Below are 14,922 nucleotides of genomic sequence, written 5' to 3' on the forward strand. Positions count from 1 at the left end.
TCCTCGATCCCGTCGGTGAGGCCCAGCATGTCCATGGTGCGCATCTTGGCCCGGACCACGTCGGTGTTCCCGGCGGCGGCCACGTTGAGGTCGAGGCCGCCGGGGCCGTCGAGGGTGGCCAGCGCCATGCCGCTGTTGTAGTCGACGAGGGCCGCGCCGATGGCGCCCTCGATCGTGGTCATGGCCTGCTTCAGCGCGCCTGCGGCGTCGGTCATGGTGGTGTCTCCAGTTGGTCGGACGAGAATCGGGGGGATTCGGTCACGGGTCGGTGGTGGTCGGTAGCGGTCGGTAGTGACGGCTCGTGAATCGGAAGGAATCAGTCGGAAGCGGTCGTGTCGTTCAGCAGCTCGGCGATGCGCCGGGCGGAGCGGCGGGCCTCCAGGTGCAGGCGGCCGACGTTCGCGTCCGGGTGGGCGAGGACGGTGAGCACGCAGCTGCCGCCGGCCGCGTAGATGGCGACGTAGCCGTGCTCGCCGCGGACCAGCGACTCCCGGAACTCGCCCTGGCCGGTGCTGTCGGCGAGCCGGTGGGCCAGACCGAGCGAGGCGGCGCTCATCGCCGCCAGGCCCGAGGGCTCGGCCCCGTGGGTGTCGTGGGCGATCAGCAGGCCGTCCGCACTGGCGACCAGGCCGCCCGCGAGATGCGGCACCCGTTGCCTGAGGGCGCGGAGTTCGGTCAGCAGTTCGGTCTCCAAGGCGATCAGTTGTCTCCTTCCGGCACGCTGCTTGAGCGTCCGCCTCATGGCCGTGAGGGCGGGGTCGCGGGCGGAGCGTGGTTCAAAGTCGGGCCTCCAGAAGGGTGCGGACCCGGATCAGCAGGGTGATGTCCGGGACGGTGGACGGGAGTGGGATCGGGGGCGGGCCGGTCGCGTCGCCGCCGAGGGCGGCGAGCGCCGCACCCGGCGAGCGGTGGAGCAGACCGCCGGGGGTCCTCGGCGTCGGCACTCCGTCGGCCGCGCCGTCCGGAACCTCGCCGGCCGACCCCGTACCCGCCGACCCCGTACCCGCCGACCCCGTACCCGCCGACCCCGGGCCCGGACCGGCCCAGGTCAACAGGCCGGCCGCGGCGAGCCGACGGACGTCCGCCGTGGTCACGAACCCGGAGCGGCCGAGCAGCCGGGCCAGCTCCGCCGGGGTCCTCCGGCCGTCCGCGTGGTCGAGCAGCTCGCACTGGCGCCGGGTCGGCGGGCGGACCCGGCGGGCGTGCCGCCCGAGGGCGGCGGGGGCGGCCTGCACCGCCCGCACGGCGTTCGCGGGTGCCCGGCACAGCGGCGCGGTGTCGAACAGGGCCGAGGGCAGGATCCGGTCCAGCAGGTGCCGTCGGCGTTCGGCCTCCCGGCGCAGCCGGTGGGCGCCGACCGCGGCCACCGGGCCGAGCCAGTGCCGCACCCCCGGTGCGAAGGTCCAGGAGGCCGGCGGCGCAGGGGAGTCGAGCAGGAAGCAGGCGGCGTCGTAGAGCGCGACGAGGTGGCAGAGTTCGAGCTCACCGCGGGTCAGCCGGCCCTGTTCGACCAGGCCCTCGCCGACCCGGGCGTGCGGGCCGAACCGGTGGACCGCCTTCAGCCAGGCTGCACGGCTGAGTCGGCCGGAGGCGGTGAGCAGGGTGGCCAGGTCGGGGGCACGGTCGGATTCGGCGTGGGCGACCAGGCCGTCGACGAGGTAGACGGCGCCGCCCGGGCCGCGCAGCGCGCCGGTGGCGCGTTCCCCGGCGAGCCGTTCGACCGCCGCACCGGCCCGAAGGTCGCTCGCGACGGTGTTCGTCATCCGAGCACCAGGTCCTTGGTGAGCGCCTGGAGACGGAAGCGGGCACCGGCGAGGTTGCCCTCGGCGCGGTCGAGCCAGAGGTGCAGGACGAGCCGGCTGTCGAAGACGGTGTCGATGAAGCAGAGCAGGTGGTAGCTGTGGTCGGTGGTCAGGATGATGTCCTGCACCGGCGTCTCGCGGTCCTCCCCCGCGGTGAAGGTCGCGGCCTCAACGGCCGCCCGTACCAGGTCGGTTGCCTCGGCCGCCGTGGTGTCGTGGTCGCCGGTCGGACTGACTCCGGCACTGCCCAGGGCGAGCCCGCTGCTCCAGTCGATCAGACTCGCGGCGCGCGCCCCGGCGATCTCCATCGCCTGGGTCAGGCACTCGTCGATACCCGGCACTGGGGCTCCTTCGGAGGGTTCGGGGAGGAAACGGCACGGCGGGGCGGGGCCACCGCGTGCCGGCCGGAATGCCGCGACTGGTGGCATGTCCGACACGGAAGGGTAATGTCGGATTCGCCGCATTGAACGTGCCAGTGGCATATTCACACCATAAGGACACAATTTCAGCCATTCTCTGCCGACTCATCGGCTCCGCCGCAGGTCGGAGGGCCGGAGACGGCCGGGGGCGGGGAACGGAAGGGCAGTCCATGCAGCAGCCACAACGCGCGGTCGGCTGGCACGAGGCCACCTGGCTCAACGAGCCCGAGCACGCGGAGGCCGACGGCAGCGGTCTTGTCGTCACCGCGCGCCGACGCAGCGACTTCTGGCGCACCACCGGCTACGGGTTCGTTCGCGACGACGGGCACGCCCTGCTCAGCGGATTTCCGCAGGGCGGCGCGACCGAGGTGACCTTCGTCGCGGACTTCGACACGCTGTACGACCAGGCCGGTCTGATGATCCGCGTCGACGCCGGGACGTGGATCAAGGCCGGGGTCGAGATGAACGACGGCGTCCCGCACGTGGGGGCGGTCGTCACCCGGGGTGTCTCGGACTGGTCGCTGGCCCCGGTTCCCGACTGGCAGGGGCAGGAGGTGACCGTGCGCGCCAGCCGCAGCGGGGACGCGGTGACGATCCGCGCCCGCTCCGGGAGCGGCCCCTGGCACCTGGTCCGGTTGGCACCGCTGGCCCCGGACGCCCCCGCGACGGCAGGCCCCTTCTGCTGCTCACCCGAGCGGGACGGCCTGCGCGTCCGCTTCACCCGGTTCACCCAGGGGCCTGCCGACTCCGCCCTGCACCAGCCGGCGGACTCCTGAACGAGCGCCGCCCGCCCGACGCCCGCCCACGGGCCCGGCGACACCCCGTCAGCCGTCCGCCTGGTCGGACCCCGCGAGGCAGTGGCTCCTGACGGCGTCGATGGTGGAGGCGATGAGCCGGGACTGGGCGAGGGGGACGAGGTAGCCCGGGCGTCCCGTGACGGCCTTCTCCACGGCCTGGACCATGAAGCGGTACGGGTCGAGGGCCGGGTAGGTACGGGACGTCCGGCCGGCGCCGGTCAGCACGGCGGGGGCCGTGGCCGCACAGAAGGCCGGTGCCGACAGCCCGAGTTCGCCGGTCGCTCCGGTGACGGTGAACTCCTCGGCGTGGGAACCGTTCAGCGAGCAGTGGATCTCGGCGACACCGCCGCCGGTGAACTCCAGCAGGCATGAGGACTCGCGGTCCGCCGAGCCGATGTCCCAGCGGTCCTGCTTCGCCCACACCACCTTGGGGGCCAGCCAGCCGAAGGCGGCCAGGGCGGCGGACACGGCGTAGTAGCCGACGTCCAGGAGGGCGCCGCCGCCCAGGGCGGGGTCGCGACGGTAGTTCCCCGGGGACGGCGCCAGACCGTCGAACCGCGCCGTGACGCCGGTGACGGTGCCGATCGCGCCGTTCGCGATCATGGACTCCAGGTCGCGGGTCCGCGGGTGCCAGCGGTTCCAGGCCGCCTCCACGAGCAGCCGGCCGGTGTCGGCGGCGGCGCGGACCATGGTGTCGACCTCGGTGGCGGACAGCCCCAGGGGCTTCTCGCAGATGACGTGCTTGCCGGCGCGCAGGGCCGCCTCCGTCCAGTGGCAGTGGGCGCTGTTGTGGAGGGCGATGTAGACGACGTCCACCTCGGAGTCCCGGAGCAGCGCCTCGTAGGAGGAGTAGGCCTTGCGCGGGGCCAGCGCGCGGGCCCGTTCGGAGCTGCTGGACGCCACGGAGTGCAGGGTGGCGCGGGGGTCGGCGTGCACCGCCGGTGCGAGGCTGGAGTGGGCGATCGAACCCGCGCCGAGGAAACCCCAGTTCGTCATGTCGACTCCTTCGTCCGCGGCCGTCCGGGGACCGTGGTCGGCAGTCCGAGGGTGTCCAACTGCCGTTCCCGGCACTGCCGCAGGAGTTCGGGGGCGAGCATGGACGTCTTCATCGACGGGCCGGCGCCGTACTCCAGGAACACCCGCCGCACATCGCCCGCGTCGCTCAGGGCGACCCGGTCGGTGATCAACGGCCGGGCGTCCACGAGACCGGTCCTGAGCATGCGCAACGCGACGTTCATGACGTTGGCGGACCGGGACATGGAGAACAGGCGGACGTCGAACGGGGTGGAGCGCAGGTGCAGACCCTTGGCGAGGATCAGCCAGGTGCTGATGCGCTGCGGGACGGAGGTCGCGCCGAAGATGACGTACGTCCCGCCCGGCCGGAGCAGTCCCATGGCCAGTTCGCGGATGTCCTTGCCGGTCGTCGTCGCGGAGGAGTCGATGTGCGGCAACGCGTCGAAGACGTAGTCCGCGTACTGGTCGTGGTGCTCATGGACGAACGCGTCGAGCTCGGCCGCCTGGGTGTCGGTGTTGAAGGCGGACGACGCGCCGTGCACCAGCGCGGTGGCCAGCCGCGGGTCGCTGCGGTCCAGCACCGTCACCGAGCCGGCCCCCAGGTACGCGTTCAGGACCTGGACGGCCAGCAGCGCGCTCGGGCCGCAGCCCAGGACCACGCAGACGTCACCGGGACGGCAGGGATTGAGCAGGATGGAGCGGAGCACGGAGGTCAGGGGCTCGACCACGGAGGCCAGGTCGGTGGGGACGTCGGCCGGTATGGCGACGACCGCGGCCTGGGCGGCGTCGTAGAAGTTGCGCTGGGTGTACCAGGCGGTCTCCAGCTCGGGCCGGCCCGCGAAGAGCGGCCGGAGCAGCCGGTACTCGGCCATCCCGTCGAAGTCGGTCTGTCCCCAGTAGGCGATGCGGTCGCCGGTCCGCACGTCGCCCGCGAGCCGGCGCCCCACGTCGACGACCCGGCCGACGTACTCGTGGCCCGGAACGATGGGCCACGATTCCGGGGTGATGTGGCCGCGGAAGTACGAGACGTCGGTGGAGCAGATCGAGACGGCCTCGGTGTGCAGCACGATCTCGTCGGGCCCGCAGACCGGGTCGGGCACGGCCGTGCGGGAGAGTTCGCCGGGGGCGTTCATCAGATAGGCGAACACGGCAGCCCTCCAAATGGTGGGTGGGTTCGTGAGCGGCGACGTCAGGACCGGGGCGGGCCTCGGCGCGGACGCGGGTTTCCCGGGTGCCGGAAACCGGGTGCGGTGACTTCGGCGGAATCGGGAATCGCTGCCGATGCTTCCAGCCGGGTCAACGAAGGGCGCGCCGGACTGTCCGAACGGGTGAATTCCGAACGAAGCGGTTTGAGTCGAGGCGGGGTCGTTTCCGCTGGTGGCGGCCGTCGGCACTTGTTACGTTGGAAACGAGGTGCCCCGTGAGGCCCGACCGGCCAGATGATCGAGCCGCGCGCCGATGCCCGAGGAATATCCGCTGCGCACACATCCGGGACAGTCCTGTGGACCACACCGATGTCGACGTTCACGACGTCGCGAAGATGATCGATCACTCGCTGCTGCGGCCCGAGCTGACCACCCGAGATCTGCTCGAAGGCTGCGCACTCGCCGCCCGCTACGACGTGGCCTCGGTCTGTGTGAAGCCGGTCGACGTGGCCAGGGCCGCCAAGGAGCTCTCCGACACCGGAGTGCTCGTCGGCACCGTCGTCGGCTTCCCGCACGGCGCCTCGCTCACCGCCGTCAAGGTGGCCGAAGCCCGGGCGGCCCTGGCGGACGGCGCCCATGAACTCGACATGGTGCTCTGCATCGGGCGCCTGCGCGGTGGCGAGGACGACACCGTGGCCGAGGACATCCACGCCGTCGTCCAGGCCGCCCGGGAGGCCCGGGCCCTGGTGAAGGTGATCTTCGAGAACGCCTATCTCACCACCGACGAGAAGATCCGGGCCTGCCGGCTGAGCGACCAGGCCGGCGCCGACTACGTGAAGACGTCCACCGGCTTCGCCCCGTCCGGCGCGACGGTGGAGGACATCCGGCTCATGCGGGCCAACGTGCCACCCCGGATGAAGGTCAAGGCCGCCGGCGGCGTGCGCACCCTCGACCTGCTGCTGGAGATGGTCGAGGCGGGAGCCTCCCGCTTCGGCGCCACCGCCACGGCCGCCATCCTCGACGACCTGGCCGCCCGCCGCGCCGCCGCGCCCTGACCGCGCGGACCCGCCGCTGAACGGGCCGGTGCCTCACCGGGGCCGGCCGGCCTTCCACGGCTTCACCCGGACAGGCGCTTGTGCGGCGCGGTGGGCGGCCGGTGCAATGGTGGTCACCACGTGTGATCGGTCCAGCACTCTGCGAGGGCGTCGATGAACCCATGCACGCCCCCGTGCAGGTGCAGGTGCGGGCGTCCGGGTGGCCGGCTGTGCGAACGCACGGTGCCGCACTCCAGCTCGCCCAGCGTTCACGCGGGTGATGCGGTGACGCGAGGGAAGTCCGGCGCGTTCGACACCGGTTCCGCCGGACTGATCGTCCGCAGGACCGGGGGAGCGGGCCGCTATGTCCTCACCTGCGGCCACGTACTCGGCCTGGCTCCGGCCGATACGGCGCCGCCGGATGTCAAGGTGGTGTACTCGCCCGAGTTGAGCACCTGCTGCGGCTTCGAATGCAGCAACCCGATCGGGAAGGTCGTGGGCGGCACGCTGCCGCAGCTCGTGTTCAAGACGATCCAGAACAAGATCACGATCGGCCAGGTCGACTTCGCCGTGGACGCCGCGCTGGTCGAGCTGGGCAGCGACGCCGCGGCGTCGAACGACGTGCCGAAGATCGGGAAGATCTCCGGTGTCCGTGACCTCGTCTCCGAGTGGTCGCTCTCCGCCGCCCAGCCGACCGACGGACCCCTGCCGGCGGCACGCCAGATCGCGGTGCGGAAGTACGGCGCGAAGACCGGCCTCACCGCGGGCACGATCGCCGCTCTGCGGAAGGTGCCGATCAAGGAAAAGGTCGGCGATACCGTGGTCGACGGACAGGCCTGGCTGTTCGAGGTCCAGGTGGCGGCGTCCGCGGGTCAGTCGGTCCATGAGTACAAGCTGGACATGAATCGGTACAAGACCGACGACCCCACCAGTACCCCGTCCTCCATCGCGGCGGATCTCAGCGGTCCGGGAGTGGACGTCAAGCCCGGGGGGTCCACCGACACGCCCACGGTTGTCGTCAAGAGCGCACAGTTCTCCGAGCCGGGCGACTCGGGCGCGCCGATCGTCGACAGCGACGGCAAGGTCGTCGGCCTTCTCACCAGCGGAGTCACCAAGCAGATCTATGTGGTGGGGCAGTCCCAGCCGGTGGACATCCTGACCGGCCAGTCCCACGGCCTCTTCATCGACCCGGTGTTCAGGCTCCGGCAGGTGGAACTGCTCCCGGCCGCGCTGAGCTCCGCGGGCCGCCCGGTCGCCGCACCCGGCACGGCCATCACCCGCGCACGGCCGGTGGACTGGTCGGCCGTCCGCAGCGCCTGGGCGGTGGTGGAGGGCAGCGAACTCGGGGCCCGGCTGGGAGCGCTGGTCCGCCGGCACATGCACGAGGTGCGTCACCTGGTGCACCACAACCGCCGGGTGATGGTGACCTGGCACCGCTGCAAGGGGCCCGCCTTCGTCAACCACGCGCTGAACACCGCCGACCGGCCGCGGTGGCCGTTGCCCACGGCGATCGACGGCGTCAGTCCGCTGCAGGCGCTGCTCGCGATGCGGGACGTGCTCATGGCCGAGGGCGGCGCGTCCCTGCGTGCCGACATCGCCGCACACCAGGACCGGGTGCTCGACCTCGCCGGACGTACCACGTCCCTCCTCGACCTCCTGGAGCTCGCGGACTCCACGCCTCCGGCGGCGGTACGGATCGTGAACTCCCGCGGGGTGCCGGGGGTCGCCGGTGTCCTGGTCCGCGACAGCCGGGGCGTCACGTACCTCCTGGCGAGCCATCACGTCGTCTTCGGGGCCGGAGCGGAGGAGGGCGACATCGTGTGGGCCCTGCCGCTCGCGGCCGACCCCGCCGACCCGGCCGACCCCGCCGACCCGGCCCCGCTCGGGCACGCCCGGCGCGGGCACCTGGGGCTGGTGGAGTTCGCCGGAGAGGCCTGCTACGTGGACGGTGCGCTCATCGAACTGGACGACGCGCCGAACCGGCCCGCGTGGCTGCGCGACGCTCTCGCGGGCGCGTGGCCCACCGCGGCCGGGCGGGCCGAACCCGGCGCCGCGGCGCACAAGAGGGGCGCGGCCACGGGCCTGACACAGGGCACGGTGCTCGATGTCGCCTACCCGGACCGCCCCTTCATCGACGGGCGGGAATGGACCGCGCCGGGACAGCTGCTGGTCGCCTCCCGTGATCCGAGCCGGGCCTTCTCGGCACCGGGCGACTCGGGCGCCCCGCTCCTGGACGACCGGGGGCGCGTCCTCGGCCTGCTGTGGGGCGCCACGGCCGCCGGTGACGGCGTCGCCTGCCCGGCGGAGCCCTTGCTGAACCGACTCGGCGTCGATCCCGTGGGGGCGCTGCCACCCGGCGGCGCCGCCCAGGACGCACCACGACGGGAGGAGCCGGTATGACATCCGCCACCGCGACCGACTGGCGACAGCTGCTGCCCGAGGTCAGAGAGGCCCTGAGCACGTTCCCCGAGGTGGAGGGCGTGGGTCTCGGCGTGGCGGATACCGACAGCACCGCGCTCGTCTGGCGCGTCTACGTGCGAGACGACCAGGACGCAGCCCGCGACGGAGTGCCGACGACGTTGCTCGGTCTGCCCGTGCACGTCGTGACCGCCCGCGCGAGTGTCCGGACCGCCGACGCGCCCTTCGTCACGGCCGGCGCGAGCATCGAGACCAATCACAACGAGGGCGAGGGCACCCTCGGCTGCTTCGCGCGGGACAGCAGCGGCAAGGCCGTCCTGCTGACCTGCTCCCACGTCCTGTTCCCGGGCTTCAGGATCATCGACGACCTCGCCGTCTACATGCCCAAGTACAGCAAGTGCTGTTCCAACGGTGTGCGGATCGGCACACCCGTCTACGACCGGAGCGTCAAGGCCCAGCCCGCGGAGGGCAACGAATGGGTGGGCGGCTACCACGACGGCACGTGGACCGGCGGCTTCAACTGGATTCCGGCGAAGGTCCGGGTCATGGGAACCGCGGTGAACGGCCATGCCAGCGAGTTCGACTGTGCGACGGCGAGGCTCGACCCCGGCGTGAAGTTCCACAACGCCTGGCAGGTCAACCTCGGCGGCTCGACGACCACCATTCCTCTCAGGGGCGCTGTCACCGACGGGCACGGCATCGTCCCGGGGCCGCTAACAGGTACGTTGCCGAGCGAACAGCAGTACGTGCGGATCTACAACGCCGTCAACGGCCGGCTGAAGTTCGGCACGATGCTCAGCCACCCGGCCACGCAGGACGACCCCGACCCGCTCGTCTTCACGGTCGGGATCTCCGACGCCAGGGACCACGGGGCGGGCTCGAAGGCGAACGTGAACCAGTTCCTGATCCTGCCCAGGCCGAGCCCCGTTCCTGGCCAGTCGTTGAACGACGGCTATCACAATGGCGAGGAGCTGACCTTCGAAGGCGGCGACTCGGGCAGCATGGTGATCAACCAGGACAACATGATCATCGCGATGATCATCCGCGCCGGCCCGATCGACGAGTTCTTCAAACTCGACCGCAGCGCCATCGAGTTCTCCAGCATCGGCAACATCGCGATCGCCACCCCCATCGCCAAGGTTCTCAACTTCCTCCAGGTGTCGATCCCCGCGGTCGACAAGGGCTGGTCGGACACGGTCGCCAGCGCCGGAAGTCCGTCACCCCTCCTGCTGCGGGGGCCCGCGACCGCCGCCGAACTGGCCCGGCGACGCACCGCGGAGGAGCTGCGCGGGCAACTGCGCACCAGCGTGCTCGGCCGGCTCCTGCTGGGCAAGATCCCGCAGCACCAGAAGGAGGTGCGACGGCTGCTGACCTCGGTACGCCAGGTGGCCGCGGTCTGGCACGCCCTGCAGGGACCCGCCTTCTACCACCACTGCGTGCGGGGCGCCGAGCATCCCGGACACCCCGTCCCCGACCGCATCAACGGCGTCAGCCGTGCCCAACTGGTCGACGGCATGCTGCCGTTGCTCATCCAGTACGCCACCCCGCCGCTCCGCCGGGACCTGGAACGCTACGGGCGGCCGGTGATCGGGGCGCTGCTGTCGGTGGACACCCTGCACGACGTGCCCGGGGCGCTCGCCCGGCCGGGAGGCCGGTCATGACGGGCCGGCGCGGCACGCTGGAGATCCTGGTCGGCCGGCTCGGCACGCTGCTGTCCCCGCTGACCGGCCTGAGCCAGCAGGGCGCCCAGGAGCTCTTCGCCGACGTCGGCCTGCCGCTGACCGACGCGCAGGCGGCCGCCCTCGCGCCGACCCTGGGCACCACCACCGGCGCCGTCGGATTCCTGGGCGAGCTGCTCGACACCCTGCAAGGCGCCATCGCCGCGGAGAAGTGGGGCGACGTCCTGCAGCAGCTCGTCCAGATCGGCGGGCAGATCAACACGATCGTCTCCGGATTCGACGGGCTCAAGTCCGCGCTGGCCGCGCTGAACCTGCCGGGCGCCGACCAGATCCTCCCGAACCTGCCGGAGCGGCTGTTCAACCTGCTGCTCGTCAAGCACCTGGAGGGCGGCCAGGGTGTCAACGACCTCCTCGAATTCTCCGGTGTCCTGGTGCGCACGGATCACAACACCGGTCTGTTCGATCCGCAGAAGCCGTTCTTCACCGAGAACACCCTGCACCTGGAACGCCTCGGGGGCTGGCTGCAGAACCCCCTGGCGCAGCTGGGCGCGCTGTACGACTGGGGCACGCCGGGCTTCGACGGTCTGAAGATCCTCACCGTGCTCGACCGGCTGGCCGCCCATGCCGGGCTTCCCTCGCTCCTGGACACCACCACCACGCCGCCGGCCCTCGACCTGGTGTTCGCGGTCCTCGTACCGCGCACCGACGTCCAGCCGCACGGCATCGCCCTCGCACTGCCGGCGGGCCTGGCCAAGGGCACGCTGGAGCAGTCCGGCGGGGCCTGGACGCTCACCGTGAGCCTGGACGCGGACGTGCCGGCGGGAACCACCCTCGTCCTGCGGCCCGGCGCCTCCGCGGTCGAGCCCCCACCGGGTGCGACCGTCGCGGCGACGGCGGAGGTCGTCCACAGCTACCGCCGCGACCCGGACGACCCGCTGCTGCTGCTGTCGCTCCCCGGCGGCAGCAGGGTGTCGGTCGAACAGGTCGACTCCACCGTGCGGCTGCGGGCCCGGCCGGACGGCAGCCTCGACATCGGCCTCGGCCTCCAGCTCCAGCGGGGCAAGGTCCTCATCACCCTCGGCGACGACAGCGACGGGTTCCTCGCGACCCTGCTGAAGGACGTGCGCATCGAGAGCACCTTCGAGCTGGGCGCCCGGTTCACGGTGGCCGACGGCCTGCGCTTCGAGGGCAGCGGCGGCCTGGAGGTGCAACTGGCCTCCCACGTCGGGCTGGGTGCCCTCGACCTCAGCGCGCTCACGCTGACCGTGGGCATCAAGGACGGCACCTTCGCCCTCGGCCTGTCCGCCGACGTGAAGGGGAGCCTCGGTCCCGTCTCGGCCGTCGTCCAGGGCCTGGGCACCGACATCCCCGTGGTCCTCGCCCCGCTCGGCAAGGGCAATCTGGGGCCGGTCGACATCCGCCCGGACTTCCGGCCCCCGACGGGCGTCGGCCTCGCTCTCGACCTCCAGTTCGTCAGCGGCGGCGGCTTCCTGGGCTACGACGCGGACCGCCACGAGTACGCCGGGACGCTGGCCCTGCGCCTGGCCGGGTTCATCGACGTCAAGGCGATCGGACTCCTCTCGACCCGGATGCCCGACGGAACTCCGGGTTTCTCCCTGCTGCTGGTGCTGACGGCCGAGTTCGGCGGCATCGGCCTGCAACTGGGGTACGGGTTCACCCTGCTCGCGGTCGGCGGGCTGCTCGGCCTGAACCGGGCGATGAACCTGACCGCGCTGACGGAAGGCGTCCGCACCGGCGCCATCGAGTCGGTGATGTTCCCCAAGGACGTGGTGGCCAACGCGCCGCGCATCCTCAGCGACCTGCGGGCCTTCTTCCCCCCTCGGGAGGGGACGTTCCTGGTCGGGCCGATGGCGAAGATCGGCTGGGGCACTCCCACCCTGATCAGCGTCTCCGTCGGCGTCATCGTCGAGATCCCCGGGAACATCGCCATCGTCGGCGTCCTGCGCTGCAGCCTGCCCGCCGAGGACCTGCCCCTCATGGTCCTCCAGGTCAACTTCGTCGGAGCGATCGAGTTCGACAAGCAACGGCTGTGGTTCTACGCCCAGTTGTTCGAATCGCGCGTCCTGATCATGACCATCGAGGGCGGGATGGGCCTGCTCATCGGCTGGGGCGGGGGAGACTTCGTCCTGTCCGTCGGCGGCTTCCACCCGTCGTTCCGGCCGCCCCCGCTGCCCTTCCCGGTCCCGCCGCGCATCGCGGTCGACATCATCCACACACCCACCGCCCTCATCCGGGTCAGCGGCTACTTCGCGGTCACCAGCAACAGCGTGCAGTTCGGCGCCCAGGCGGAACTCGTCCTGGGCTTCGACGACTTCGGCCTCCAGGGGCACCTCGCCTTCGACGCCCTGTTCCGGTTCTCCCCGTTCGCCTTCACCATCGACATCGCGGCCGACCTCACGCTGAAGGCCTTCGGCGTCGGCGTCTTCGGCGTCCACCTCCAGTTCCAGCTGGAGGGCCCGGCGCCCTGGCGGGCCCACGGCCGCGGATCGATCTCGCTGCTCTTCTTCGAGATCTCCGCGAACTTCGACCTGACCTGGGGCGACAGCCACAACCCCACGCTCCCTCCGGTCGACGCCCTCGCCCTGCTCGGCGACGAGATCGGCAAGGTGGAGGGCTGGCGGACCGAGCTGCCCACCGGCGGAAGCCAGGCACTGGTCAACCTGCGCACCCTGCCCGCCACGGACGGCCTGGTCCTGCACCCGCTCGGCACGCTGTTCATCCGGCAGCGCGTGATCCCGCTGCACGTGCGCGTGGACCGGGTCGGAGCCCAACGGCCGCTCGCCGGACACCGCTTCGGCGTCGCACCGGCCCCGGACAGCGGTCTGACACAGGCCTCGACCACCACCGACCGGTTCGCCATGGCCCAGTTCCAGGACATGGACGACGCGGCGAAGCTGAGCCGCCCCGCCTACGAGGACCAGGACGCCGGGCTGGAGCTGACTCCCCTCCAGGGGACGCTCGCCTCCGCCCGCGCCGCACGACGCAGCGCCCGCTACGAGATGATCGTGATCGACAGCAGGCGCCGCCCCGCGACCCTCCGGGCCGAGGGCAGGACACGCATCCCGGACCCGTCCGCGCCGGCGGCGGCCAAGCGGCTGTACGCGGTCAGCCCGGCCGTGTTCCAGCAGCTCCTCGGCGGCAGCAGCACCGGCCGCTCCGCGCTCTCCCAGCACGAGGCCACGCTGCGCCAGCCGTTCGCCGACGACGTCCTCCGGGTGACCGGGCAGCGCTACGCCGTCGCGTACCGGCGCAACAACCGGACGGCGTTCTCGCCCGGCACGCCCGCCTTCGCCGCCGCCCCGGCCGGTTTCCTCAGCCAGGCCGCCGCGACCGACGCGCTCGCCGCGATGGAGGACGCCGACCCGCGCCGGCAGGGCACCCTGCACGTCATCCCCCAGTCGGAGACGGTGGGCACTCCGGCCACCCCGGGCGGATGGACCGGCGCGGCGAACATCCCGACGGCCCTCGCGGCCGACACGGGCACGGACACCGCCGTCCTGCTGGCGACGGGCCGGGTCCTGCTGGCCGGCGGCACGGACGAGACCGGGGGCGCACGGACCGACAGCCTCCTGTTCGACCCGGTCGGCGGCACCTGGAGCCAGGCGGACCGGCTGCGCACCGGCCGCCGCGGGCACGGCCTGGTCAGGCTGGGCAGCGGCGGCGTCCTGGCCGTCGGCGGGCTCGGCACGGACGGCGCGGCATTGAAGTCCGCCGAGGGCTACGACCCCGTCGCCGGGACCTGGTCGACGCTCCCCGGGGCCATGAACACCGCTCGGTACGGGCACTCCGTCACGGCCCTCGCCTCCGGGCACGTCCTGGCCGCGGGCGGCACCGGTGCCCGTGGAGCGGAGCCCGTCGCCCTGGCCTCCGCCGAGCTGTTCGACCCCACCACCGGCACCTGGAGCGCCGCCGGGCCGATGACGGACGCCCGCACCGGGCACCGGGCGGTGGCGCTGAGGAACGGCTCCGTCCTGGTCGTCGGGGGCACGGTGTCCACCGGCCGCGGACCCGCGCCCCTCGCCTACTGCGAGCTGTACGATCCCGGCGCCGGTACCTGGAAGCCCACGGGCGGCCTCACCACCGCACGCGTCGGCCACCAGGCGACCCTCCTGCCCGACGGCCGGGTCCTCGTCACCGGCGGTGACACCCCCACCGGCCGTCCCCGCGGCGGATACCGCGCCGGCAGCGTGGCCACCGCCGAGCTCTACGACCCCACCACCGGCCAGTGGACCCCCGTCTCTCCCATGCCCGGCGGGCGCAGCCGGCACCGGGCCGTGCTGCTGTCCACCGGCAAGGTCCTCGTCCTCGGCGGGACCGGCGCACCGGGCGACCACGCGGGATTCCGCGGCACCGTCACCTACGACCCCGCCGCGGACACCTGGTCCCCGACCGGCGGACTGGCCACCGGCCGCTGGGACTTCACCGCCCTGGCGCTCTCCGACGGACGGGTCCTCACCACCGGTGGCCGTGTCCTCGCCGGCCCGGCGGCTCCCGGAGGCACGGATGTCCTCACGGACACCGCCGAGATCTTCACCCCGTGAACGCATCGACCGGAACGCATCAACAGGCACGCATCGACGACGAAGGGGTTCG

The 14,922-nt window shown here is 72.4% G+C and carries 10 protein-coding genes and 1 pseudogene; 5 read left to right on the forward strand and 6 right to left on the reverse strand.

The genetic code is table 11. From position 1 onward, the window contains the following. The 4 genes and pseudogenes from ACFVUH_RS30080 to ACFVUH_RS30095 all read right to left on the reverse strand — a co-directional run. Window positions 1–215: pseudogene (locus ACFVUH_RS30080) on the reverse strand (hypothetical protein); the annotation flags it as partial. 101 nt (window positions 216–316) lie between these two features. After that, complete coding sequence (locus tag ACFVUH_RS30085; RefSeq protein ID WP_355366299.1) at window positions 317–694, reverse strand: roadblock/LC7 domain-containing protein; 378 nt, start codon at window positions 692–694, stop codon at window positions 317–319. An 82-nt stretch (window positions 695–776) separates the two neighbouring features. Continuing rightward, on the reverse strand, window positions 777–1,763 hold the full coding sequence (locus ACFVUH_RS30090; RefSeq protein WP_387916485.1) for a hypothetical protein: 987 nt from the start codon (window positions 1,761–1,763) through the stop codon (window positions 777–779). After that, window positions 1,760–2,143 carry a hypothetical protein gene (locus ACFVUH_RS30095; protein ID WP_355366294.1) on the reverse strand — a complete coding sequence of 128 codons (384 nt, stop codon included), beginning with the start codon at window positions 2,141–2,143 and terminating at the stop codon, window positions 1,760–1,762. The genes ACFVUH_RS30090 and ACFVUH_RS30095 overlap by 4 nt, the downstream gene beginning before the upstream one ends. A gap of 248 nt (window positions 2,144–2,391) precedes the next feature. On the opposite strand from ACFVUH_RS30095, the gene ACFVUH_RS30100 reads away from it, so the two are divergent. Further along, the gene (locus tag ACFVUH_RS30100) at window positions 2,392–2,997 is read left to right on the forward strand and encodes a DUF1349 domain-containing protein (protein ID WP_355366291.1); all 606 of its coding nucleotides are present in this window, start codon (window positions 2,392–2,394) and stop codon (window positions 2,995–2,997) included. Between the two features lie 48 nt (window positions 2,998–3,045). Here the strand turns inward: ACFVUH_RS30100 and ACFVUH_RS30105 are convergent, their stop codons facing one another. Both ACFVUH_RS30105 and ACFVUH_RS30110 read right to left on the reverse strand, forming a co-directional pair. Continuing rightward, window positions 3,046–4,014 (reverse strand): Gfo/Idh/MocA family protein, encoded by a 969-nt coding sequence (locus ACFVUH_RS30105; protein WP_387916486.1) that lies wholly within the window; start codon window positions 4,012–4,014, stop codon window positions 3,046–3,048. Continuing rightward, on the reverse strand, window positions 4,011–5,180 hold the full coding sequence (locus tag ACFVUH_RS30110; RefSeq protein ID WP_355366285.1) for an alcohol dehydrogenase catalytic domain-containing protein: 1,170 nt from the start codon (window positions 5,178–5,180) through the stop codon (window positions 4,011–4,013). The genes ACFVUH_RS30105 and ACFVUH_RS30110 overlap by 4 nt, the downstream gene beginning before the upstream one ends. A gap of 353 nt (window positions 5,181–5,533) precedes the next feature. Between ACFVUH_RS30110 and deoC the strand changes: the two genes are divergently transcribed. The 4 genes from deoC to ACFVUH_RS30130 all read left to right on the forward strand — a co-directional run bounded on the left by deoC (window position 5,534) and on the right by ACFVUH_RS30130 (window position 14,870). Further along, window positions 5,534–6,232 carry a deoxyribose-phosphate aldolase gene (gene deoC, locus ACFVUH_RS30115; RefSeq protein WP_387916488.1) on the forward strand — a complete coding sequence of 233 codons (699 nt, stop codon included), beginning with the start codon at window positions 5,534–5,536 and terminating at the stop codon, window positions 6,230–6,232. A gap of 264 nt (window positions 6,233–6,496) precedes the next feature. Continuing rightward, a complete protein-coding gene (locus ACFVUH_RS30120) occupies window positions 6,497–8,611 on the forward strand; it encodes a hypothetical protein (RefSeq protein WP_387916489.1) in 2,115 nt (704 codons plus the stop codon). Beyond that, window positions 8,608–10,290, forward strand: coding sequence for a hypothetical protein (locus ACFVUH_RS30125; RefSeq protein ID WP_387916491.1), 1,683 nt, complete (start codon window positions 8,608–8,610; stop codon window positions 10,288–10,290). The genes ACFVUH_RS30120 and ACFVUH_RS30125 overlap by 4 nt, the downstream gene beginning before the upstream one ends. After that, the gene (locus tag ACFVUH_RS30130; protein ID WP_387916493.1) at window positions 10,287–14,870 is read left to right on the forward strand and encodes a DUF6603 domain-containing protein; all 4,584 of its coding nucleotides are present in this window, start codon (window positions 10,287–10,289) and stop codon (window positions 14,868–14,870) included. The genes ACFVUH_RS30125 and ACFVUH_RS30130 overlap by 4 nt, the downstream gene beginning before the upstream one ends. Window positions 14,871–14,922 lie beyond the last annotated feature (52 nt).

Source organism: Kitasatospora sp. NPDC058032 (assembly GCF_042885845.1).
Classification (GTDB): Bacteria; Actinomycetota; Actinomycetes; order Streptomycetales; family Streptomycetaceae; genus Kitasatospora.

What these genes read in the sequence shown, in the direction of transcription:
- ACFVUH_RS30130 (WP_387916493.1), top strand. Translation starts at nt 10,287, where the DNA reads ATGACGGGCCGGCGCGGCACGCTGGAGATCCTGGTCGGCCGGCTCGGC.
- ACFVUH_RS30105 (WP_387916486.1), bottom strand. Translation starts at nt 4,014, where the DNA reads ATGACGAACTGGGGTTTCCTCGGCGCGGGTTCGATCGCCCACTCCAGC.
- ACFVUH_RS30125 (WP_387916491.1), top strand. Translation starts at nt 8,608, where the DNA reads ATGACATCCGCCACCGCGACCGACTGGCGACAGCTGCTGCCCGAGGTC.
- ACFVUH_RS30100 (WP_355366291.1), top strand. Translation starts at nt 2,392, where the DNA reads ATGCAGCAGCCACAACGCGCGGTCGGCTGGCACGAGGCCACCTGGCTC.
- ACFVUH_RS30090 (WP_387916485.1), bottom strand. Translation starts at nt 1,763, where the DNA reads ATGACGAACACCGTCGCGAGCGACCTTCGGGCCGGTGCGGCGGTCGAA.